This is a genomic window from Klebsiella sp. M5al, assembly GCF_002090195.1.
Lineage (GTDB): Bacteria > Pseudomonadota > Gammaproteobacteria > Enterobacterales > Enterobacteriaceae > Klebsiella > Klebsiella grimontii.
The window spans coordinates 4456875-4478883 of sequence record NZ_CP020657.1; the positions used below are offsets into that span (position 1 = coordinate 4456875).

25 protein-coding genes are annotated in these 22009 nt (G+C 55.0%); 8 read left to right on the forward strand and 17 right to left on the reverse strand.

The features are described from left to right. Positions 1–116: 116 nt before the first annotated feature. Positions 117–1733 carry a membrane-bound lytic murein transglycosylase MltF gene (gene mltF, locus BWI76_RS21275; protein WP_024359368.1) on the forward strand — a complete coding sequence of 539 codons (1617 nt, stop codon included), beginning with the start codon at positions 117–119 and terminating at the stop codon, positions 1731–1733. On the opposite strand, the gene tadA is transcribed toward mltF, so the two are convergent. Together tadA and yfhb are read right to left on the reverse strand one after the other, a co-directional pair. Further along, the gene (tadA, locus tag BWI76_RS21280; RefSeq protein ID WP_004134899.1) at positions 1730–2236 is read right to left on the reverse strand and encodes a tRNA adenosine(34) deaminase TadA; all 507 of its coding nucleotides are present in this window, start codon (positions 2234–2236) and stop codon (positions 1730–1732) included. The genes mltF and tadA overlap by 4 nt on opposite strands. A 58-nt stretch (positions 2237–2294) precedes the next feature. Beyond that, positions 2295–2930 (reverse strand): phosphatidylglycerophosphatase C, encoded by a 636-nt coding sequence (gene yfhb, locus BWI76_RS21285; RefSeq protein WP_004134897.1) that lies wholly within the window; start codon positions 2928–2930, stop codon positions 2295–2297. A gap of 209 nt (positions 2931–3139) precedes the next feature. Between yfhb and BWI76_RS21290 the strand changes: the two genes are divergently transcribed. Both BWI76_RS21290 and BWI76_RS21295 read left to right on the forward strand, forming a co-directional pair. Further along, positions 3140–3988: a MurR/RpiR family transcriptional regulator gene (locus tag BWI76_RS21290; protein ID WP_004134895.1), complete on the forward strand. Its 849-nt coding sequence runs from the start codon at positions 3140–3142 to the stop codon at positions 3986–3988. 166 nt (positions 3989–4154) lie between these two features. Continuing rightward, positions 4155–4415, forward strand: coding sequence for a YfhL family 4Fe-4S dicluster ferredoxin (locus BWI76_RS21295; protein WP_004114478.1), 261 nt, complete (start codon positions 4155–4157; stop codon positions 4413–4415). Positions 4416–4451: 36 nt separating this feature from the next. Here BWI76_RS21295 and acpS read toward each other — a convergent pair whose 3' ends face one another. The 12 genes from acpS to rseD form a co-directional block, all read right to left on the reverse strand. Then, on the reverse strand, positions 4452–4832 hold the full coding sequence (acpS, locus tag BWI76_RS21300) for a holo-ACP synthase (protein WP_004123676.1): 381 nt from the start codon (positions 4830–4832) through the stop codon (positions 4452–4454). After that, positions 4832–5563: a pyridoxine 5'-phosphate synthase gene (gene pdxJ, locus BWI76_RS21305; protein WP_004123677.1), complete on the reverse strand. Its 732-nt coding sequence runs from the start codon at positions 5561–5563 to the stop codon at positions 4832–4834. Before pdxJ ends, acpS begins: the two co-directional genes overlap by 1 nt. An 11-nt stretch (positions 5564–5574) precedes the next feature. Next, entirely contained in the window at positions 5575–6312 is a 738-nt protein-coding gene (gene recO, locus BWI76_RS21310) for a DNA repair protein RecO (RefSeq protein WP_004134893.1), read from the reverse strand. A gap of 11 nt (positions 6313–6323) precedes the next feature. Further along, positions 6324–7229 carry a GTPase Era gene (gene era / locus BWI76_RS21315; protein WP_004134890.1) on the reverse strand — a complete coding sequence of 302 codons (906 nt, stop codon included), beginning with the start codon at positions 7227–7229 and terminating at the stop codon, positions 6324–6326. Further along, complete coding sequence (gene rnc / locus BWI76_RS21320) at positions 7226–7906, reverse strand: ribonuclease III (RefSeq protein ID WP_004104573.1); 681 nt, start codon at positions 7904–7906, stop codon at positions 7226–7228. The genes era and rnc overlap by 4 nt, the downstream gene beginning before the upstream one ends. A gap of 224 nt (positions 7907–8130) precedes the next feature. Beyond that, positions 8131–9105, reverse strand: coding sequence for a signal peptidase I (gene lepB, locus BWI76_RS21330; RefSeq protein WP_004123684.1), 975 nt, complete (start codon positions 9103–9105; stop codon positions 8131–8133). Between the two features lie 14 nt (positions 9106–9119). Further along, on the reverse strand, positions 9120–10919 hold the full coding sequence (lepA, locus tag BWI76_RS21335) for a translation elongation factor 4 (protein ID WP_004123687.1): 1800 nt from the start codon (positions 10917–10919) through the stop codon (positions 9120–9122). Between the two features lie 184 nt (positions 10920–11103). Then, positions 11104–11583: a SoxR-reducing system protein RseC gene (gene rseC / locus BWI76_RS21340; protein WP_064343102.1), complete on the reverse strand. Its 480-nt coding sequence runs from the start codon at positions 11581–11583 to the stop codon at positions 11104–11106. After that, entirely contained in the window at positions 11580–12536 is a 957-nt protein-coding gene (gene rseB / locus BWI76_RS21345; RefSeq protein ID WP_004132796.1) for a sigma-E factor regulatory protein RseB, read from the reverse strand. The genes rseC and rseB overlap by 4 nt, the downstream gene beginning before the upstream one ends. Then, positions 12536–13186, reverse strand: coding sequence for an anti-sigma-E factor RseA (gene rseA / locus BWI76_RS21350; RefSeq protein WP_004132795.1), 651 nt, complete (start codon positions 13184–13186; stop codon positions 12536–12538). The genes rseB and rseA overlap by 1 nt, the downstream gene beginning before the upstream one ends. 32 nt (positions 13187–13218) lie before the next feature. After that, positions 13219–13794: an RNA polymerase sigma factor RpoE gene (gene rpoE, locus BWI76_RS21355; protein ID WP_004104583.1), complete on the reverse strand. Its 576-nt coding sequence runs from the start codon at positions 13792–13794 to the stop codon at positions 13219–13221. Between the two features lie 39 nt (positions 13795–13833). Continuing rightward, a complete protein-coding gene (gene rseD, locus BWI76_RS28800) occupies positions 13834–13932 on the reverse strand; it encodes a rpoE leader peptide RseD (RefSeq protein WP_155552530.1) in 99 nt (32 codons plus the stop codon). Between the two features lie 285 nt (positions 13933–14217). Here rseD and nadB point away from each other — a divergent pair, with 285 nt between their 5' ends. After that, entirely contained in the window at positions 14218–15837 is a 1620-nt protein-coding gene (nadB, locus tag BWI76_RS21360) for an L-aspartate oxidase (protein ID WP_049085824.1), read from the forward strand. Here the strand turns inward: nadB and trmN are convergent. Next, the gene (trmN, locus tag BWI76_RS21365) at positions 15822–16562 is read right to left on the reverse strand and encodes a tRNA(1)(Val) (adenine(37)-N(6))-methyltransferase TrmN (RefSeq protein ID WP_004132794.1); all 741 of its coding nucleotides are present in this window, start codon (positions 16560–16562) and stop codon (positions 15822–15824) included. The two genes, nadB and trmN, sit on opposite strands and share 16 nt — an antisense overlap. A 132-nt stretch (positions 16563–16694) precedes the next feature. On the opposite strand from trmN, the gene srmB reads away from it, so the two are divergent. After that, positions 16695–18026, forward strand: a complete 1332-nt coding sequence (gene srmB, locus BWI76_RS21370) for an ATP-dependent RNA helicase SrmB (protein ID WP_024359371.1) — start codon at positions 16695–16697, stop codon at positions 18024–18026. Positions 18027–18070: 44 nt separating this feature from the next. On the opposite strand, the gene grcA is transcribed toward srmB, so the two are convergent. Then, on the reverse strand, positions 18071–18454 hold the full coding sequence (grcA, locus tag BWI76_RS21375; protein ID WP_004104596.1) for an autonomous glycyl radical cofactor GrcA: 384 nt from the start codon (positions 18452–18454) through the stop codon (positions 18071–18073). A 311-nt stretch (positions 18455–18765) separates the two neighbouring features. Between grcA and ung the strand changes: the two genes are divergently transcribed. Continuing rightward, positions 18766–19455, forward strand: coding sequence for a uracil-DNA glycosylase (ung, locus tag BWI76_RS21380; RefSeq protein ID WP_004132784.1), 690 nt, complete (start codon positions 18766–18768; stop codon positions 19453–19455). 55 nt (positions 19456–19510) lie between these two features. On the opposite strand, the gene BWI76_RS21385 is transcribed toward ung, so the two are convergent. Further along, the gene (locus tag BWI76_RS21385; RefSeq protein ID WP_004132781.1) at positions 19511–20584 is read right to left on the reverse strand and encodes a tRNA/rRNA methyltransferase; all 1074 of its coding nucleotides are present in this window, start codon (positions 20582–20584) and stop codon (positions 19511–19513) included. A gap of 203 nt (positions 20585–20787) precedes the next feature. Here BWI76_RS21385 and trxC point away from each other — a divergent pair, with 203 nt between their 5' ends. Both trxC and BWI76_RS21395 read left to right on the forward strand, forming a co-directional pair. Continuing rightward, on the forward strand, positions 20788–21213 hold the full coding sequence (gene trxC / locus BWI76_RS21390) for a thioredoxin TrxC (protein WP_004104599.1): 426 nt from the start codon (positions 20788–20790) through the stop codon (positions 21211–21213). A gap of 69 nt (positions 21214–21282) precedes the next feature. Further along, positions 21283–21981 (forward strand): tRNA-uridine aminocarboxypropyltransferase, encoded by a 699-nt coding sequence (locus BWI76_RS21395; protein WP_004132777.1) that lies wholly within the window; start codon positions 21283–21285, stop codon positions 21979–21981. The last annotated feature ends 28 nt before the right edge of the window (positions 21982–22009 follow it).

Sequence of the window (22009 nt, forward strand, 5' to 3'; positions counted from 1 at the left end):
GTGAATCCTGCGCCCCGACGAAACCGTTTGCGTAGAAATAAAATGATTGCCGGGGTTTATCAATTAATGTGACTCATCTCGCGAATAAGTTGCCAACTGACGCATTCTTAAGCAAAATGCCGCTCAATCCAAGACAACCTTTTACTTTTTCTGGTCATAATCTGCTGAGGAACCCGAAGCTGCAGAAGATTAACTATCTGAAAAAACTAAAGATTAATTATCTGCTCATCGGCATTGTGACCCTCCTGCTGGCGGCCGCCCTGTGGCCGTCTCTCCCGTGGATGGGTAAACCAGAAAACCGCGTGGCGGGGATCATGGCGCGCGGAGAACTGCGCATCAGCACCATTAATTCGCCGATGACCTTCGCGACCCTCAATGATAAAACCTACGGTTTTGATTATGAGCTGGCGCAGCAGTTTGCCGACTACCTTGGCGTCGAGCTCAAAGTCACCGTCAGGCAGAATATCAGCCAGCTCTTCGACGATCTCGATGAAGGCAAAGCCGACATGCTGGCTGCCGGTCTGGTCTACAACTCCGAGCGGGTGAAAAACTATCAGGTCGGACCGACCTACTATTCCGTTTCGCAACAGCTGGTGTATCGCAAAGGCAACCTGCGCCCGCGCACCCTGGCAAATCTTACCGCCGCGCAGCTGGCGATCGCTCCCGGGCACGTGGCGATTAACGATCTCCAGGCATTGAAAGAGCAAAAATATCCCGACCTCGACTGGCGCGTGGACGATAAGCGCGGGACGACGGCGCTAATGCAGGCGGTCATCGATGGTAAGCTCGACTATACCGTGGCGGATTCGGTCGCCGTCAGCCTGTTCCAGCGCGTTCACCCGGAGCTGGCCGTCGCCCTCGATATCAGCGACGAGCAGCCGGTCACCTGGTTTAGCGAAAAAGGCGAAGACAATTCCCTGTCGGCGGCAATGCTCGATTTCTTCAATAATATTAATGAAGACGGCACCCTGGCGAGGCTGGAGGAGAAATACCTCGGCCACGGCAACGATTTTGATTATGTCGACACCCGCACCTTCCTGCGCGCCGTAGAAAGCGTTCTCCCGGACCTGCAGCCGATGTTTGAAAAATATGCCCGACAGATAGACTGGCGTCTGCTGGCGGCTATTTCGTGGCAGGAATCGCACTGGGATCCGCAGGCCACCTCTCCTACCGGCGTGCGCGGGATAATGATGCTTACCCGCAATACGGCCCAAAGCCTGGGGTTGACCGATCGCACCGACGCCGAACAAAGCATCGACGGCGGTATGCGTTATTTGCAGGATATGATGAATAAAGTGCCGGAGTCGGTGCCGCAGGACGAGCGCATTTGGTTTGCGCTGGCGGCTTACAATATGGGCTACGCGCACATGCTTGACGCGATGGCGCTGACGAAAAAGCAGAAAGGCGACCCGAATAGCTGGGCCGATGTCAAACAGCGTCTGCCGCTGTTAAGCCAGAAAAACTACTATAGCCGCCTGAAGTACGGCTTTGCACGCGGACACGAAGCCTACGCCTACGTCGAAAACATTCGCAAATATCATATTAGCCTTGTGGGCTATCTCTCTGAAAAAGAGAGAAAAGAGGCGCAGATGGCGGCCCTGGGCGAACACTATCCGGCGGTCATGCCGGATGAGCTGGATAAACCGGAACAGTACGCTTCGTCCTTTTTCAACTTTCGCGCCGAAACGCTGGTTGATAACGCAAAATTAAAAATCCCCGGCGCCGGGCATTAGTCCTGCACTTGCTGGCCAGCTCGCTTCAGCGCTTTTTTCTCTTCGCGCCGCCAGCGAAAGAAATCGCTCAGCATGCCGGAACAGGCCTCCGCCATAATCCCTTCCGTTATTTCTACCCGATGATTCATGCCTGGATGATGCAACACATCCATCAGCGACCCGGCGGCGCCGGTTTTCGCATCCCTGGCGCCAAATACCAGCCGGGAAATACGGCTGTGCACCATCGCTCCGGCGCACATCACGCAAGGCTCAAGGGTAACGTACAGCGTTGCGTCAATCAGGCGATAGTTTTGCAGCACCAGTCCGCCCTGACGCAGGGCCATAATCTCGGCGTGCGCGGTCGGATCGTGGCGGCCGATTGGCCGGTTCCAGCCCTCGCCGATGACCTGATGATTATGCACCAGCACGGCGCCGACCGGCACTTCGCCCTCTTCCCAGGCGCGTTTGGCCAGCGTCAGGGCGTGACGCATCCAGTATTCATCATTTAATTCATGGTCAGACAAAGCGGGCACTCCTGCAGAAAAGCGGGGCGCATTATACATGGGCGCTATGTATTACACACTATTCTAACTGCTGAAGATCGCCCTGCGGCGTCACCCGCCAGCGGTGCTGGCAAAAATTGAGCAGCGGGTTGTCCTGCTCGCTGTCGCTGTAGCCGCTATACAATCGCAGCGGAGCGCCTATTTTCTGTTCCAGTTGCGCCACCTTTTCATTGCCGAGGCAGCGAAGGGTTAACCCCCAGCCGCCGCAGCGCCGCTCCATCCGGCTGGCAATCAGATTGACCCGCGGTAGCCAGGCGGTATCAAAATAGACTTGCTCAACCAGCGACTGGGGCGAACCGGTAATCAGCCAGACATCGGCGTCCGTGCTGGACAGATAATGGTTAAGCCGCGACTGAACCACCGGGAAGGCCGTAACGTGCTGGCGAAACCAGCGAACAAAATCGGCCTCCAGGCGTTTAAGGTGATGCTCGCTGCGTCCGAAGGTTGAAGCCCACAGCAGCAGGCTCATCGGCCAGCGCGCGGCGCGACCGTACAACATCAGTCCGGCGGCAATAACAGGCAATAAAGGAAGCACCAGCAGCGCATTCAGCGGCTGATGGCGCAGGATATAGCGCAAAAAGCTGCCGAACATATCCTGCTGATGCAAGGTTCCATCCAGATCAAAAAAAACCACTCTCCGCGTGCTGCTATTCAAAACCTACTCCCATGTACGATCGCTCGATTACCAATAGCTTAACAGCCTTGCGTCGCCAATAGCGAAAACATACGCTGTCGTTGAATCCGGATTAAGAAAACACATTTGCAGAGAAATCTTAGGCATAGAATTTTTAATTCGCGATAATCCTCTTATAATCGAATACAAAATTCTTTCAGCCGAGGGTGAAGCTGTCCTCCGGAGCCGCTATGAACTGTTTGACCCGTATTCGCCAGCGCTACCCTACGTTGGCCGCAAGCGATAAAAAACTGGCCGATTTCATTCTGGCTCAACCGGATCAAACCCGCCACCTTAGCTCACAGCAGCTGGCGGGCGAAGCCGGCGTCAGTCAGTCAAGCGTAGTGAAATTTGCGCAGAAAATGGGCTTCAAAGGCTTCCCGGCGTTAAAGCTGGCGCTGAGCGAAGCCCTGGCAAGCGCCCCTACGCCGCAGTCCGTACCGGTGCATAATCAGATTCGCGGCGACGATCCTCTTCGGCTGGTTGGCGAAAAGCTGATTAAGGATAACATCGCGGCTATGCACGCCTCGCTGGACGTCAACACCGAAGAGAAGCTGCTGGAAGCCGTCACGCTGCTGCGCCACGCCCGACGGGTGATCATTACCGGTATCGGCGCATCGGGCCTGGTGGCGAGAAACTTTAGCTGGAAGCTAATGAAAATCGGCATTAACGCCGTCTCTGAACAGGATATGCACGCGCTGCTGGCCACGGTACAGGCGATGTCGCCGGACGATCTGCTGCTGGCCATCTCCTACTCCGGTGAACGACGCGAGATCAATATGGCGGCCGGTGAAGCGTTACGGGTAGGGAGCCAGATCCTGGCGCTCACCGGTTTTAACCCCAACGCGCTTCAGCAGCAGGCTACGCTGTGCCTGTACACCATTGCGGAGGAGCAGGCCACGCGCAGCGCCGCCATCTCTTCTACCAGCGCGCAGATGATGCTGACCGATCTCCTGTTTATGGGGCTGGTGCAGCAGGATCTTGAGCACGCTCCGGAGCGGATTCGCCACAGCGAAGCGCTGGTGAAAAAGCTGGTATAACGCCGAGTGCCACGCCAGCTGGCAGAAACTCACTCACTCTTATTGGCTCAAGCCGGGCAAAATTTCTCCGCTACGGATGGTCGCCCCACGGTTGAAAAGAGCTGGCCCGGGCGGAAAATGGGCGTATAATGCCCGCCCTGTTTGTGTTGTTTCTGAGAATTTCCTGATGGCGCTGTTAATCACCAAAAAATGTATCAACTGCGATATGTGCGAGCCTGAGTGCCCGAATGAGGCGATATCCATGGGTGATAGCATTTATGAAATTAACAGCGACCGCTGCACCGAATGCGTTGGCCACTATGATACGCCGACCTGCCAAAAGGTGTGTCCGATCCCGAATACCATTCTGAAAGACCCGGCGCATAACGAAAATGAAGAGCAGCTGTGGGATAAATTTGTCCTGCTGCATCACGCGGACAAATTATGACATTACCGGATGGACTTATCCGGTCTGCCTGTAAATCTAACTTTCGATAATCACCGTGGCGCAGGCATAGTGGCGTTCATCGGCCAGCGTCACGTGAATGCTGCTGACGCCCAGCCGCTCGGCCAGACTCTTCGCCTCGCCCCACAACCGTAGCTTTGGCTTCCCCAGCTCGTCGTTGTAAACCTCAAACTGGTTAAACGCCAGGCCATTGCGGATGCCGGTGCCAAGCGCCTTGGCCGCCGCTTCTTTAACGGCGAAACGCTTAGCCAGAAAACGGACCGGCTGCTGATGCTGTTGCCATATCGCCCACTCGTGATCGCTCAGTACGCGACGGGCCAGACGGTCGCCGCTGCGGGCGATCACCGCTTCAATACGGGCGATTTCAACTATATCAGTACCCAGTCCGAGAATAGCCATCAGGCACGGGCTTCCAGCATCAGACGCTTCATTTCCGCAACCGCCTCTTTCAGGCCGCTCATCACCGCCCGGCCAATAATCGCATGGCCGATATTCAGCTCGTGCATTTCCGGCAGCGCCGCAATGGCTTTTACATTATGGTAGGTCAGGCCATGACCGGCATTGACCTTCAGCCCCAGACTGGCGGCATAGGTCGCCGCTTTGGCAATACGCTCCAGCTCTTTTGCCTGCTCAGCGTCGGTTTGCGCATCGGCGTAGCAGCCGGTGTGAATTTCGATATAGGGGGCGCCCACGTCCGCTGCGGCCTTAATTTGCGCGTTGTCCGCATCAATAAACAGAGAAACCAGGATACCGGCGTCGGCAAGACGTTTACAGGCATCGCGCATTTTGTCGAGCTGGCCCGCCACGTCCAGTCCGCCTTCGGTGGTCACTTCCTGGCGTTTTTCCGGTACCAAGCAGCAGAAATGGGGCTGAGTCTCACAGGCGATATTCAGCATCTCTTCCGTCACCGCCATCTCAAGGTTCATGCGGGTATCCAGCGTCTGGCGCAAAATACGGACATCGCGATCGGTAATATGGCGACGATCCTCGCGCAGATGGACGGTAATACCGTCAGCGCCGGCCTGCTCGGCGATAAAAGCCGCCTGTACCGGATCCGGATAAGCGGTACCGCGGGCGTTGCGTAATGTCGCAATGTGGTCAATGTTGACCCCTAACAGTAATTCAGCCATGACAATCCTCGTTAATCGTTATTTGTTTTATCGGCTCGCGCAGCCCGCGCGGGCAAAAACTGACGAAAAAGCTCGCGACTTTTTAGCGGCTTCCCGCCCAGATAGGGCTTCAGGGCGATACGTGTGAAACGTTTTGCCGCGCGCAGCGCATCGCTGTCGGGAAATTCACGGCTCGCCAACGCTTTAAGATGGTGCCCGGTAAAGGTGCTGTTATCAATAACCACGCTGGCGATAAAGCCTTTTTCTTCACGGTAGCGATAGGTCATCGCATCGTCAACCGCTTCTCCACTGCCGGCGCAATGCAGGAAATCCACGCCATACCCCAGGTGCCCAAGCAGCGCCAGTTCAAAACGCCGAAGCGCCGGTTCCGGCGAGCCGCTTGCGCCAGCCAGAGACTGGATACAGTGCAAATAATCGAAGAAGAGTTCGGAGAAGCGCGTTTCGTGCTCAAGCACGCGAGAGAGCAGTTCGTTGACGTAAAGGCCGCTGTAGAGCGTGATACCGCTAAGGGGGAGCGCCAGCGAGACGGCTTCCGCGCTGCGCAGCGTTTTGACTTCGCCGCGCCCGCCAAAGCGAAGCAGTAAGGGAGTAAAGGGCTGAAGCGCGCCTTTGAGGTTGGAGCGTTTAGAACGTGCGCCTTTAGCCACAAGGCGCACGCGGCCGGATTCTTCCGTGAAGACGTCCAGCATCAGGCTGGTTTCGCTCCAGGGACGACTATGCAGGACGAAAGCGCGCTGCCAGCCTTCCATCAAAATGGCTCTTAGAGATCGTCGCCGTAACCGAGACTGCGCAGCGCGCGTTCGTCATCAGCCCAGCCGGATTTCACTTTCACCCACAGTTCGAGGTGAACCGGCGCTTCAAACATATCTTGCATGTCTTTACGCGCTTCGATACCGATAGTTTTGATTTTGGCCCCTTTGTTGCCAATCACCATCTTCTTCTGCCCTTCACGCTCAACCAGAATCAGACCGTTAATATCGTAACCGCCGCGTTCATTGGTTACAAAACGCTCGATTTCGACGGTGACGGAATACGGCAGTTCGGCGCCAAGGAAACGCATCAGCTTTTCGCGAATGATCTCGGAAGCCATAAAGCGCTGAGAACGGTCGGTAATGTAATCTTCCGGGAAATGATGAATCGCCTCCGGCAGATGCTTACGCACAATACCGGCAATAGTATCAACGTTCAGCCCGGTTTCCGCGGAAATCGGCACGATATCGAGGAAGTTCATCTGGCTGCCGAGGAACTGCAGGTGCGGCAGCAGATCCCCTTTTTCCTGTACGTTGTCGACTTTGTTGACCGCCAGAATCACCGGCGCTTTGCCGTCGCGCAGCTTGTTGAGCACCATCTCATCGTCCGGCGTCCAGCGGGTACCTTCAACGACGAAAATAATCAGCTCAACGTCGCCAATAGAGCTGCTTGCCGCTTTGTTCATCAGGCGGTTTATCGCACGTTTTTCTTCCATATGCAGGCCCGGGGTATCGACGTAGATCGCCTGGTACGGGCCTTCAGTATGAATACCAACGATGCGGTGACGCGTCGTCTGCGCTTTTCGGGAAGTAATAGAGATCTTCTGCCCGAGTAGCTTGTTCAGCAATGTGGATTTGCCCACGTTTGGACGACCAACGATGGCAATAAATCCGCAGTAGTTTTTTTCTTCGCTCATTCCAGCTCCAGCTTTTTCAGCGCCTGTTCGGCGGCAGCCTGCTCCGCCTTACGACGGCTAGACCCCGTGCCAACCACCGGTTCACTCAGGCCGCTAACCTGGCAGTGGATAGTAAATTCCTGATCGTGCGCTTCTCCGCGTACCTGTACAACGAGGTACGACGGCAGCGGCAGATGACGCCCCTGCAGATATTCCTGCAAGCGGGTCTTCGGATCCTTTTGCTTGTCACCAGGGCTGATTTCATCCAGACGACTCTGGTACCAGGAGAGAATAAGGCGCTCAACGTTCTGAATATCGCTGTCGAGGAAAATCCCGCCGATTAAAGCTTCAACGGTGTCCGCCAGTATCGATTCACGGCGAAAGCCTCCGCTTTTCAATTCACCCGGCCCAAGACGCAGACATTCTCCTAATTCGAACTCGCGGGCAATTTCTGCCAACGTGTTACCTCGCACCAGCGTCGCGCGCATGCGGCTCATATCGCCTTCGTCTACCCGAGGGAAACGATGATAGAGCGCGTTTGCGATCACAAAGCTCAATATTGAGTCACCTAAAAACTCCAGGCGCTCATTGTGTTTGCTGCTGGCACTGCGATGAGTTAATGCCTGTTGCAACAGCTCCTGATGATGAAAAGTGTAGCCCAGCTTCCGTTGAAGCCGATTAATTACGATGGGGTTCATGCGTTACCAATAGATGAATGCGTCAAAAATGCAGCACACGAAACCGACCTGAGTAAAAACCAACGCGGTTTCGTGTGCTGTGTCAATCTTACGAGAGACAACCTAAAACTTCGGGGGGATATTCTATACGCAACGACAAGGGATGTCGTTAGTTTGAATAGATTTAAATCTTAAATAATTCACGCTGCCGTTATTGCGGCGGCAGCGTGAAGAGGGCAGGAAAATTACTGGATACCGCCGATACGCGATAAACGTACGCCGGTAGGCCATTCGCCTTCCTGTTTTTCGAAACTCATCCAGATTGCGGTCGCTTTACCCACCAGATTCGCCTCCGGCACAAAGCCCCAATAACGGCTGTCGGCGCTGTTATCGCGGTTGTCACCCATCATGAAATACTGTCCCGGCGGGACAATCCAGGTCGCCAGCGGCAGACCGGACTGGTGGTAATACATCCCCACCTGATCCTGAGCAATCGGTACGGTCAGAATACGGTGCGTCACTTCGCCCAGCGTCTCTTTACGTTCGGTCAGGCGGATACCATCGGCTTTGGTCTCGCCTTTCGGCAGCTGCCAGAAACCGCTGGTCGCTTCGCCGCCGTTGCTACGGGAGAAGGTCTGAACGAAATCGCTCGGCTCAACGTTGGAGTAAGTAACCGGCAGCGCGTTGCCGCAGGCCTGGCCAGAACTACAGCCCGGCTGGATAGTAACCTGTTTAGCTATGGGATCGTAGGTCACTTTATCGCCCGGCAAACCGACCGCGCGCTTAATATAATCCAGGCGCGGATCTTGCGGATATTTAAAGACGACAATATCGCCGCGTTTCGGATGCCCGGTTTCGATCAGCGTTTTCTGGTAAATCGGATCTTTAATACCGTAGGCAAACTTCTCAACCAGAATAAAATCGCCGATCAGCAGCGTCGGCATCATCGATCCGGATGGGATCTGGAAGGGCTCATAAATAAATGAGCGAACCACCAGCACAATCGCCAGAACCGGGAATACCGAAGCGCCGGTTTCCAGCCAGCCCGGTTTCGGGCCAACCTTTTTCAGCGTTTTCTTATCTAACTGGTCGCCGGTCGCCGCCTGGGCAGCGGCCTGACTTTCGCGACGTTTTGGCGCAAAGATAAACTTATCCAGGCACCACAACAGACCCGTCACCAAAGTAGCGATGACCAGGATCAGGGCAAACATGTTCGCCATGCCAACTCCTTAGGTTATTTGCCGTCTTTACCAACGTGCAGAATGGCGAGGAACGCTTCCTGCGGGAGCTCAACGTTGCCGACCTGCTTCATCCGTTTCTTACCGTCTTTCTGCTTCTGCAGCAGCTTTTTCTTACGGCTGACGTCGCCGCCATAGCATTTCGCGAGGACGTTTTTACGCAGCTGTTTCACGGTAGAACGGGCAATAATGTGGTTACCGATGGCAGCCTGGATAGCGATATCGAACTGCTGACGCGGGATCAGCTCTTTCATCTTCTCTACCAGTTCGCGGCCGCGGTACGGCGCATTGTCGTTATGCGTGATCAGCGCCAGCGCATCCACGCGCTCGCCGTTAATCAACACATCCACACGCACCATGTTGGAAGCCTGGAAGCGCTTGAAGTTGTAGTCCAGCGACGCATAGCCGCGGGAGGTGGACTTCAGACGGTCAAAGAAGTCGAGTACCACTTCCGCCATCGGAATTTCATAGGTCAGCGCCACCTGATTACCGTGGTAGACCATGTTAGTCTGCACGCCGCGTTTTTCGATACACAGGGTAATGACGTTGCCTAAAAACTCCTGCGGCAGCAGCATGTGACACTCAGCGATCGGCTCGCGCAGCTCCTGGATATTGTTCAGCGGCGGCAGCTTCGACGGGCTATCGACGTAGATAACTTCTTTCGAGGTGGTTTCTACTTCATAGACTACCGTCGGCGCCGTGGTGATCAGATCCAGATCGTATTCACGCTCCAGGCGCTCCTGGATGATCTCCATATGCAGAAGACCGAGGAAGCCGCAGCGGAAGCCGAAGCCCAGCGCGGTAGAGCTTTCCGGCTCATAGAACAGTGAAGCATCGTTGAGGCTCAGTTTGCCCAGCGCGTCACGGAAGTTCTCATAATCATCAGAGCTTACCGGGAACAGGCCGGCATACACCTGCGGTTTCACCTTTTTAAAGCCAGGCAGCGCTTTCTCCGCCGGGTTGCGCGCAAGCGTCAGCGTATCGCCGACCGGCGCGCCGAGAATGTCTTTAATGGCGCAAACCAGCCAGCCTACCTCGCCGCATTTCAGCTCGGTACGGTCAACCTGTTTCGGCGTGAAAATCCCCAGACGATCGGCGTTATACACCTGACCGGTGCTCATCACCTTAATTTTATCGCCTTTGCGCATGGTGCCGTTTTTAATACGCACCAAAGAAACGACGCCGAGGTAGTTATCAAACCAGGAGTCGATGATCAGCGCCTGCAGCGGCGCCTCCGGATCGCCTTCCGGCGGCGGAATATCGCGCACCAGGCGCTCCAGCACATCCGGTACGCCAACGCCGGTCTTCGCTGAACAGCGTACCGCATCGGTGGCATCAATACCGACAATGTCTTCAATCTCTTCCGCCACGCGTTCCGGATCGGCTGCGGGCAGGTCAATTTTGTTCAGGACCGGTACGACTTCAAGGTCCATTTCCATCGCCGTATAGCAGTTAGCCAGCGTCTGGGCTTCTACGCCCTGACCGGCATCAACCACCAGCAAAGCGCCTTCACAGGCGGCAAGCGAACGAGAAACTTCATAAGAGAAGTCGACGTGGCCGGGAGTATCGATAAAGTTCAGCTGATAGGTTTCGCCATCGGCCGCTTTGTAATCCAGGGTGACGCTCTGCGCCTTGATAGTGATACCGCGCTCACGTTCAAGATCCATGGAGTCCAGAACCTGGGCTGCCATTTCACGATCGGAAAGGCCACCGCAAATCTGGATAATACGGTCAGACAACGTCGACTTACCGTGGTCGATGTGAGCGATGATTGAAAAGTTACGTATATTCTTCATATTTAGAGTTAATTATGCCTTACGCGAATCATGAGGCCGCTGTTCTGTGCCTGACGTTTTTTAATCCGAAAACGCCGCATTCTACACTACATCCACGAAACCAGGAAATGCTCTTACCGCTAGCATAACCGGAGTAAATGACGAGTTCTTGCGGGAGTTATAAATAAAGATAAGGGCCAGTGAATCACTGACCCAGTTGGGAGGAAGGCGTCTCGATGCGGACTAAATCTGGCGGCAAGCCGACGCTGATAATAACCGGCTGCCACGACTGCCGGGAGGCTAAGCCCGGCGAAAGACCGCGCGCGACCAGAAACCCGCCCACGCCGCCCAAAATTGCCCCGCATAGTGAAGCGAAGTCGTTGGCAAACAGCACCTGGAATATCGATGCCATCACGAACAATCCGACTAACGGCGCCATATACACCAGTACTGCCGACCCGAGCAGGCTACTCTCAGCAATGCCCAGTTCCACTTTTTGCCCGACCGACAGCGGCTGCTCGCAGGGAACGCTAATGGTATGGCTGGTTTGCGGCCCAAGCTTATTCAGTACCCGGCTGCCGCAGCCGGCGCGGGAAGCGCAGCTGCTGCAGGATGCTTTAACATCGCAATGAACCAGCGCAATGCCATTATTCCAGGAGACGACCGTCGCCCACTCTTTAATCATTGAACTGCCCTGAATTTAATACTGTCGGAAATACGCTTTGCCGTTTGCGGCGGCAGCTCGCCAACAATGGTTATCTCTGCGTTATCACGCACGGTAGTCGCCACGGTACGACGCCCGGTACGCAGCAGCTGATCGCTGCTATTCGCGGTGGCGCGATTAATATTGATAGAGAAACTAAACAGCCCATCGGAATACAAACGGGACTCAACCGGACCATCAAAGGTAGGGAGACGACGCTGGCTGCTGGACACTTCGGCAACGCCCTGCGGCAGCCAGGTAGGCGCCCAGTTAAAGTTGGCCTTATTGCCCCCCTCCGGCACCGACAGCTGCGGAGGCAGATTCGCCTTAGATAAGGTTTCCATGCTGGCGCTCACGTTATCACCGACGTTGAACGAGACGACCCGGAACTGCTCAAGCGTTTCACCATCGCGGTCAAGCAGATCTACGCGCAGAGGCAGCTTAGTTTCAGCGTCTAGCCATGCGATATAGCTATAGCGGGTGCCATCGCGAGCCACGACGCGCACCACATCGCATAAACGATCGGCAATACGCGTTCGTCCAACGGAAATAAAGTCGTAATAGGACGCCAGACGTTTAAAGTCGGAGTAGACCAACGAAGGCAGGGAATCAACGATATAGTCGCCGTTCAGGGTAAAAGGATCGAGCCCAGGTTCAAAGTAGCTGATTTCCGTTCCGCGCAGCACGACTTCGCGACGAGGTCCGTCAAGTTGCAGGAGCTGAGCCAGGGTGCGATTATCCAGTTTAGCGTGTCGATAGCGCAGCGACTCAACGCCCTGCTTGTTGATGCTGACGAAAGAGAGCTCGTAGTTGAGGGACTGGCTGGCCAGGTTCATCTGCTGCAACAACGCCCCGGACGATGTATCAGCCGAGGCGTTGACGGAGAAGAACAGGCTGCCTGCCATGAGCGACATGGCACACCAAAGTTGCTTCATTACTGCGATTGCGTTCCTAAAGTTTGATAGCCCGGTACCTGAACGGCGGCTTGCTGAGTCTGGGCCTGACCAAACTGGAGCTGTTCCGCATGCAGGCGACGCTGCAATTCATAGTCCTGCAGCATAGCATTAATTCTGCGGCGCTGTTCCTGTACCTGAGCCTGCTGACCGCTACCCGCTGAAGCCTCAGCCGGTACGCCCAGGCTAACCGGGCTGGCCTTACCCATCATCGGCATGGTGTTAAACACCGGCGCCTCCGGCTGCTGGGATGAATCAGACTGGCCATTATACTGCTGGACGCCGACAATCACAGCGAGGGATACGCACGCGGCAACGCCCATCTGGGTGAGCGAACTGGCCCATGGGCGTACTTTTTGCCAGAAAGGCATCTGACGCCACTGGTGCGGTGCGGGCTGAGATTCAGGAATAAGAGGAACCGTCTGACGAACGGGCTCGTTTTCAATGGCGGCCATGACGCGAGCTGAGATATCAAAATGGAGCACCTCACTCGTATCGCCTCGCAGCGAATCGCGGATGAGATGGTAGCTCTCCCAGGTTTTTTGCATTTCAGATGAACGCTCCAGCTCGTTGAGCAGTTCGTTATCCAGCGTTTCACCATCCATTAAGGCCGAAAGTTTTTCTTTCTGCATGCCTGATACCCTTTTCCAGTATTCCGCTATCGTCAACGCCTGATTAGCGGTTGAACTTTATTATCAATAGCTTCTCGCGCCCGGAAGATGCGCGAACGCACTGTGCCCACCGGACAATCCATGATGGCGGCTATTTCTTCATAGCTCATGCCATCCAGCTCCCGCAAGGTGATTGCCATGCGTAAATCTTCCGGAAGCGATTCAATGGTACGAAAAACTATTTGTCTCAGCTCTTCTGACAACATTAAGTTCTCAGGGTTCGAAATTTCTTTCAATGCCCCGCCACTTTCGAAGTTTTCAGCATCATTCGCATCAACATCGCTGGACGGCGGACGGCGTCCCTGAGCAACCAGATAATTTTTCGCCGTGTTGACGGCGATGCGATATAACCAGGTGTAAAAAGCGCTATCCCCCCGGAAAGAATCCAGCGCACGCCATGCTTTGACGAACGATTCCTGAACAACGTCAGCGATATCGCCCGGCGGCACGTAGCGGGAGACCAGGCTTGCAACCTTATGCTGATAGCGCACCACCAGCAGGTTAAATGCTTTCTGATCTCCTTTCTGGACCCGTTCAACGAGGACCTGATCCGTTAACTGCTCGCTCATCCGAGGTAATGTCTCCCCAAACCCAATTCCCATGCGTATTCAAAAACACCACCCAATTACTGCATAAATGAGCAAGCAGAGGGTTGGAGTGTCTGAAAACAATAAAGTTCCGTTACGCCTTTGTTTTTCGTCCGGCACCGGCTGACGGATTGTTATCTCTCATTATATGTCCCGGTAGCTAAACGATATGTAAGATAATAAGAAAAAGCGCAAGACCCGCCAGAAGGGTAACGTAACCCGGCTTTTATTTCACTATAAAATCTGAAGCTAACGAGCCGCTTCGCAAAACCTTTTTTCGCTTCCCCGCCCGCCTCATTAAGCCGTAATGTTTAGCCCTCACAACAATGAGTAAAAAAATTGTACGATTTCTCGCGGGCTGGTGCTATTGTTCGCTTATTGTGTTTAGTAAATTAAACAAAGGCTATGAAAACAACTTCCGATTCCTCCTGTGATGTGCTGATTATTGGCAGCGGCGCTGCCGGATTATCCCTTGCCTTACGCCTGGCGGAGCGCTGCACGGTCACGGTTCTCAGCAAAGGCCCTATCAGTGAAGGTTCTACTTTTTACGCGCAGGGCGGAATTGCCGCCGTGTTTGATGAAACCGACAGCGTGGAATCCCACATCGAGGATACGTTGATCGCCGGGGCGGGTCTTTGCGATCGCCATGCGGTGTCGTTTGTGGCGAGCAACGCCAAACCCTGCGTTCAGTGGCTGATCGATCAGGGCGTCTTGTTCGATACCCAGGTACAGGCGAACGGTGAGGAGAGCTACCATCTGACCCGCGAGGGGGGGCACAGTCACCGCAGAATCCTCCATGCCGCCGATGCGACCGGTAAAGCCGTTGAAACCACCCTGGTGAGCCAGGCGCTGGCCCACCCCAACATCCGCGTGCTGGAGCGCAGCAACGCCGTTGACCTGATTATCTCCGATAAAATCGGCCTGCCCGGTACGCGCCGGGTGGTGGGCGCGTGGATCTGGAATCGTAATAAAGAAGCGGTTGAAACCTGTAGCGCAAAAGCCGTAGTGCTGGCAACCGGCGGCGCGGCGAAAGTTTACCAGTATACAACGAATCCTGACGTCTCTTCCGGCGATGGTATCGCGATGGCCTGGCGTGCCGGCTGTCGGGTCGCCAATCTCGAATTTAATCAGTTTCACCCAACCGCGCTGTACCATCCGCAAGCGCGCAACTTCCTGTTAACGGAAGCGCTGCGCGGCGAGGGCGCCCTGTTGAAACGCCCGGACGGCACGCGGTTTATGCCGGAGTTTGACGAGCGCGGCGAGCTGGCCCCGCGCGATATCGTCGCCAGAGCCATCGATCATGAGATGAAACGCCTGGGCGCTGACTGCATGTATCTTGATATCAGCCATAAACCCGCAGAATTTATTCGCCACCACTTCCCGATGATCTACGAGAAGCTTCTGGGGCTTGGCATCGATCTGACGAAAGAGCCGGTGCCCGTCGTTCCCGCAGCGCACTACACCTGCGGCGGCGTCATGGTTGATGATAACGGGCGTACAGACGTCGACGGACTGTATGCCATCGGCGAAGTGAGCTATACCGGATTACACGGCGCGAACCGCATGGCGTCAAACTCGCTGCTTGAGTGCCTTGTCTACGGATGGTCCGCCGCCGAGGATATTGTTAAGCGCATGCCTTTCGCGCAGGCGGTCAACGAACTGCCATCGTGGGACGAAAGTCAGGTCGAAATACCGGATGAACTGGTCGTGATTCAGCATAACTGGCATGAGTTGCGCTTGCTGATGTGGGACTATGTCGGCATCGTGCGCACCACCCGCCGCCTCGAGCGCGCCCTGCGCCGCATTAATATGCTGCAGCAGGAGCTGGACGAATACTACGCCCGCTTTCGCGTCTCCAATAATTTACTGGAGCTGCGTAACCTGGTACAGGTTGCCGAGCTGATTGTGCGCTGCGCCATGCTACGTAAAGAGAGCCGAGGGCTGCACTATACGCTCGACTATCCGGAACAGCTGCCGGATAGCGGGCCATCTGTGCTCTCGCCGCTGGCTCACATAAAAAGATAAAAATCCTGGGTCAAAGCAGTAAAACCTTCGGAATACTGCTGCTCCGGCCCACGGATAATCAACCTGTCGCTAAAGCACTCGTCTCCAGGCGTTGGAGAAAAAGCCAACAGAACCCGATGCGGCGGACGCATTTCCGTTTCCGCAACATCGGTACGCAGACGCAGATGCCAGCCCATATTCTGCGCCCGTTGCACAAAGGCGTTTCCAATGTCGACCGGAAGCACGACGCAGAAAAATCCCTCCTCCGTAATCAGCTCGGCGGCGCAGGTTAATAATGTCGCATGATCGAGTGAGGAAGTATAACGAGCCTGCTCGCGCTGCGAGGTTGCGCAAGGCACGCCGTCGGCAAAAAAGGGCGGATTGCTGACAATCAGCTCGTAGCGCCGGGTTTGCGGCGGCTGCCATTGCTGAATATCCGCCTGATGAATCTGCAGACGCCCGGCCCATGGAGAATCCGCAGCGTTTTCTTGCGCCTGCGCTGCCGCCTCTTCATCCAGCTCCACAGCATCTACGATAACCGTCTCCCCGGTTCGCTGCGCGAGCATCAGCGCTAACAGACCGCTGCCGGCGCCGATATCCAGCACGCGTTTAACCTGGGCGATCGGCGCCCATGCGCCAAGTAAAATACCGTCGGTACCCACTTTCATCGCGCATCGGTCGTGGGCGACAAAAAACTGCTTAAACGTAAAACCATTGCGCGGCAGCGCAAACTTCGACTGGGACATCCTCGATAACCTTGCGGGCAAAAAACTTCTGAGCTTAAGGCTATGCACAATACCGGAGAACAGATAGCCTTACAAACAGATGAACATTGCGTCCGTAACGTCTATAATCGGCGGTCCACTCAGAGGTAGATCATGACTGTAACGACTTTTTCCGAACTTGAACTCGACGAAAACCTGCTGGACGCACTCCAGGATAAAGGTTTCACACGCCCGACAGCCATTCAGGCCGCCGCTATTCCGCCTGCGCTTGATGGCCGTGATATTCTCGGTTCAGCCCCGACCGGCACCGGTAAAACGGCGGCGTATCTCCTGCCAGCGTTGCAGCATCTGCTCGATTTTCCGCGCAAGAAGTCTGGTCCGCCGCGCATCCTTATCCTGACCCCCACTCGCGAACTGGCGATGCAGGTTGCCGACCATGCGCGTGAACTGGCAAAACATACTCATCTGGATATCGCCACGATCACCGGCGGTGTCGCCTATATGAACCATGCCGAAGTGTTCAGCGAGAACCAGGACATCGTGGTCGCCACGACCGGTCGCCTGCTGCAATATATTAAAGAAGAAAACTTTGATTGCCGCGCCGTTGAAACGCTGATCCTTGATGAAGCTGACCGCATGCTGGACATGGGCTTCGCGCAGGATATCGAACATATCGCCGGTGAAACCCGCTGGCGTAAGCAGACCATGCTGTTCTCCGCCACCCTCGAAGGCGACGCCATTAAGGATTTTGCCGAGCGTCTGCTGGAAGAGCCGGCGGAAGTTTCGGCGACCCCATCCACTCGCGAACGTAAAAAGATCCATCAGTGGTATTACCGCGCGGATGACATCAAGCATAAAACCGCCCTCCTCGTGCATCTTCTGAAGCAGCCGGAAGCGACGCGTTCTATCGTCTTCGTACGCAAGCGCGAGCGCGTGCATGAACTGGCGGGCTGGCTGCGTGAAGCGGGTATCAATACCTGCTGGCTGGAAGGCGAGATGGTACAGGCGAAACGTAATGAAGCGATTAGCCGTCTCACCGATGGCCGTATTAATGTATTAATCGCTACCGACATTGCCGCCCGCGGTATCGATATCGCGGACGTGAGTCACGTATTCAATTTCGACTTGCCGCGCACGGCGGATATCTACCTGCACCGTATCGGTCGTACCGGGCGCGCGGGTAAAAAAGGAACCGCCATTTCTCTGGTTGAAGCCCACGACCACCTGCTGCTGGGTAAAATTGGCCGCTATATTGAAGAGCCGTTAAAAGCTCGCGTTATCGATGAACTGCGCCCGACAACCCGCGCGCCCAGCGAGAAGCAAACCGGTAAACCCTCCAAGAAGGTTTTAGCGAAGCGAGCAGAGAAGAAAGAGAAAGAAAAAGAGAAGCCGCGCGTCAAAAAACGCCACCGCGATACCAAAAATATTGGCAAGCGTCGTAAACCAAGCGCAGCGGATACACCGCAGCAGTCAAACGAAGAGTAAAAAAACGCCGGGATATCCCGGCGTTTTTATATCAAAACTTAAACTTACAGGCTTTCGGTAAAAGTACGGGCGATAACGTCGCGCTGCTGTTCCGGAGTCAGTGAGTTAAAACGTACCGCATAGCCAGATACGCGAATGGTCAGCTGCGGGTATTTTTCCGGATGTTCAACCGCATCCAGCAGAGTTTCGCGACGCAGAACGTTAACGTTCAGGTGCTGGCCGCCTTCAACGCGGACTTCAGGTTTCACGTCTACCGGAATTTCACGGTATTCGATCTCGCCCAGATTGCTCACCGCAACCACGTCATCTTCAGCAAAACCGGCCTTTGCGCACAGGCAGCGGGCTTCGCCTTTTTCGCTATCCAGCAGCCAGAAAGAGTTCAGCAGGTCGTCGTTTGCAGCTTTAGTAATTTGGATACCAGTAATCATTTTTTGCCTCCCAGGCAGGGTTTGTTCGATTATTGGCCTTCGCGGCCAATTGGTAAAACCATTGTTCTATGAGTGTATATATATCAGCCGGGCACCCGGCATTCTTTGATTTAAATCAACAAAAACCACATCGCAAAAGTGGTCATAGCTGGATATTATTGTTTTACATCAAGTTACGCCGTGCCAGACACCAAATAAATTTGTAAATTTTCAATTTTTTTTGCATGAAAAACGGCAATCGCGCGGAGCAAATTTTGTGATGTTGAAAGATGCAGTTAAGCTATGGCGATGACACTTTGCAGGAGAGCAAAATGACCACCCCATTAACCTGGCATGACGTGCTGGCAGAAGAGAAGCAGCAACCCTGGTTTGTTAATACCCTGAAAACCGTAGCTGAAGAACGCCAATCGGGAATCACCATCTATCCCCCGCAAAAAGATGTCTTTAACGCGTTTCGTTATACGGAGTTAAGCGACGTCAAAGTGGTGATCCTCGGCCAGGATCCTTATCACGGACCCGGGCAGGCGCACGGCCTGGCCTTCTCGGTTCTGCCAGGAATTCAGATACCGCCGTCGCTGCTGAATATGTACAAGGAGCTGGAAGGGACGATACCGGGCTTTCAGCGCCCGACTCACGGTTATCTCGAAAGCTGGGCGCGTCAGGGTGTTTTGCTGCTCAATACCGTATTAACGGTTCGTGCCGGGCAGGCGCACTCGCACGCCAGCCTCGGATGGGAGACCTTTACCGATAAAGTGATTTCATTGATTAACCAGCATCGGGAAGGCGTGGTATTTCTGCTATGGGGTTCGCATGCGCAGAAGAAAGGCGCGATAATCGATCGCCAGCGCCACTGCGTGCTCAAAGCGCCGCACCCGTCGCCGCTCTCCGCCCACCGCGGGTTCTTTGGCAGTAATCATTTCGTGCAGGCGAATCAGTGGCTGGCCGAACGCGGCGAAGCGCCGATTGACTGGGTACCCCGGCTGCCGGCTGAAAGCGAATAGCTCTGAAAATGAAAATGCCAGCATTACGCTGGCATTTTGACGCTGAGACAAGGTGTTACGCCTTGTTCTGACGCCACCATTCAGCCAGCAGCACGCCGGTGGCTACGGACACGTTCAGGCTTTCAACGTTACCGGTGCCTTCAATCGCGATGTTCAGATCGGCGCTGGAAATAGCGGCGTCGGAAAGACCGTCACTCTCCTGGCCTAACACCAGCACCATTTTCTTCGGCAGCTCGGCTTTAAACAGCGGAGTCCCGTTATGGCTGGAAGTAGAAACAATCGCGTAGCCCGCTTTACGGAAGCGCTCAAGCGTATCAATAAAGCTGTCGCCCGTAATCGGTTCAACGTGTTCCGCGCCGCCTTCCGCAGTACGAATCGCGGCGCCGGATTCCATAACGCCAGCATCCTGCACCACCACGCCCCTGACGCCAAAGTGCGCGCAGCTGCGCATAATCGCGCCGAGGTTATGCGGGTTACCGACATCTTCCAGCGCCAGAACACAATCTTCAGCATCGGCTTTAGCTACCCACTGCTCAACGGAAGTGCCATGGCGCTTTTTAATCAGGAAGCAAACCCCGCCATGGTGTTCAGTGCCGGACGCTTTCGCCAGCTCGGCTTCATCAACCACGTGATAGGCTTTACGATTCGCCGCCATCCAGCGCAGCGCTTCTTTGAAGCGCGGGGTCACGCTCTGGATAAACCAGGCGCGTACAATGGCGTCCGGACGGCTCTGGAAGAGCGCCTGGCAAGCGTTTTCACCATAGACGCGGGTTTCTTCCGCGCGCTGGCGACGCAGCACTTCAGGATCGATAAAGCTTTTTCCGCTGATCCCGCCGTGATCCGCTTTTACCGGCGCCTCATCACCCGGCGCACGGGATACGGTACGCCACGGAGAGGAACTCTCACCGCCAAAGCCTTCACGCTTGCGATCGTCACGTTTACGATCGCCACCGCGGCTCTCTTTTTCATCGCGCGCAGGGCGGTTACGACCGTCAACACGAGACTTTCCTGGACGTCCCCCGCCCTTCCCGGTACGCGGGTTATGGGTACGTCGGTCAGAATCATCATCACTGCGGACATACATCACTTTGACCTTGCCGCTTTTATTTTTCAGTTCGTCGTCGCTCATTCATTTTCTCCACCTGCGCTGCGCGAAGCGCGCAGATTACCCGATGTGTCATCACTTAGCCATTATTTCATTTAAAAGCCTGAGTCTATCGTATTCATTGAATAAAACTCATTGTCCTTTATTAGCTGTGCATCGATAATATGTAACATTACAGAAACAAATCGGCCACGTGCCGCGCTGCAACCCATAACCAGAGGTTAGTTATGAATACCGTTTGTGCCAGTTGTCAGGCTCTGAACCGCATCCCCGACGATCGTAGCGCCGATGGCGCGAAATGCGGGCGCTGCGGTCACGATCTTTTTGATGGCGATGTGATCAACGCGACCGGGGCAACGCTGGATAAACTGCTGAAGGACGATCTGCCCGTTGTTGTTGATTTCTGGGCGCCGTGGTGCGGCCCCTGCCGTAACTTTGCGCCAATCTTTGAAGATGTGGCTGAAGAACGCAGCGGTGAAATGCGTTTCGTGAAAGTGAATACCGAGATGGAACGCGAACTGAGCGCTCGCTTTCGCATTCGCAGCATCCCGACCATTATGATGTTTAAAAATGGCGAAGTCATCGACATGCTGAATGGCGCCGTCCCCAAAGCGCCTTTCGATAGCTGGCTAAATGAAGCAGGCCAGCAGTAAACCTCACGGGGCACCGCTTGTGCCCCGTTTTCACCTCTGCGACAATGGCGTTTTTTCTTAGCGATCCCCATGACTGATAACGCCGTCCTCCGCCTTCGCGCCGAACGCCTCGCGCGCGCTACCCGGCCTTTTCTTGCTCGCGGCAACCGCATCCACCGCTGCCAGCGCTGCTTGCTACCGTTGAAACAGTGCCTCTGCGCCACCCTCAACCCGGTTGCCGCTACCAGCCGTTTTTGCCTGGTCATGTTCGATACCGAGCCAATGAAGCCCAGCAATACCGGACGCCTGATTGCCGATATCCTGCCGGATACCGAAGCCTTTCAGTGGTCACGAACCGAACCACCGCAGGCGCTGCTGGATTTAGTCGCCGACCCGCAATATCAGCCGATGGTGGTTTTTCCTGCGTCTTATGCCGACGCAGAGCGTCAGGTTCTTGATTCCCCGCTCCCGGGTAAACCACCGCTGTTTATCATGCTTGATGGCACCTGGCCCGAAGCGCGAAAAATGTTCCGCAAAAGCCCCTGGCTTGACGCGCTGCCGATGATTTCCGTCGATCTGTCGCGCATCTCCGCTTATCACCTACGGGAAGCGCACGCAGAAGGTCAATACTGTACCGCCGAAGTCGCGATTGCGCTGCTGGATCTGGCGGGGGATAAAACCGCGGCCGCGGCTCTTGGCGATCACTTCAGCTTATTCAGAACGCGCTACCTGGCAGGAAAAACCCAGCATAAGGGCAGTATCACAGCACAACTGATAGAAAACGTTTAAAATCATTCGGTCACTGGGGATCAAAGGA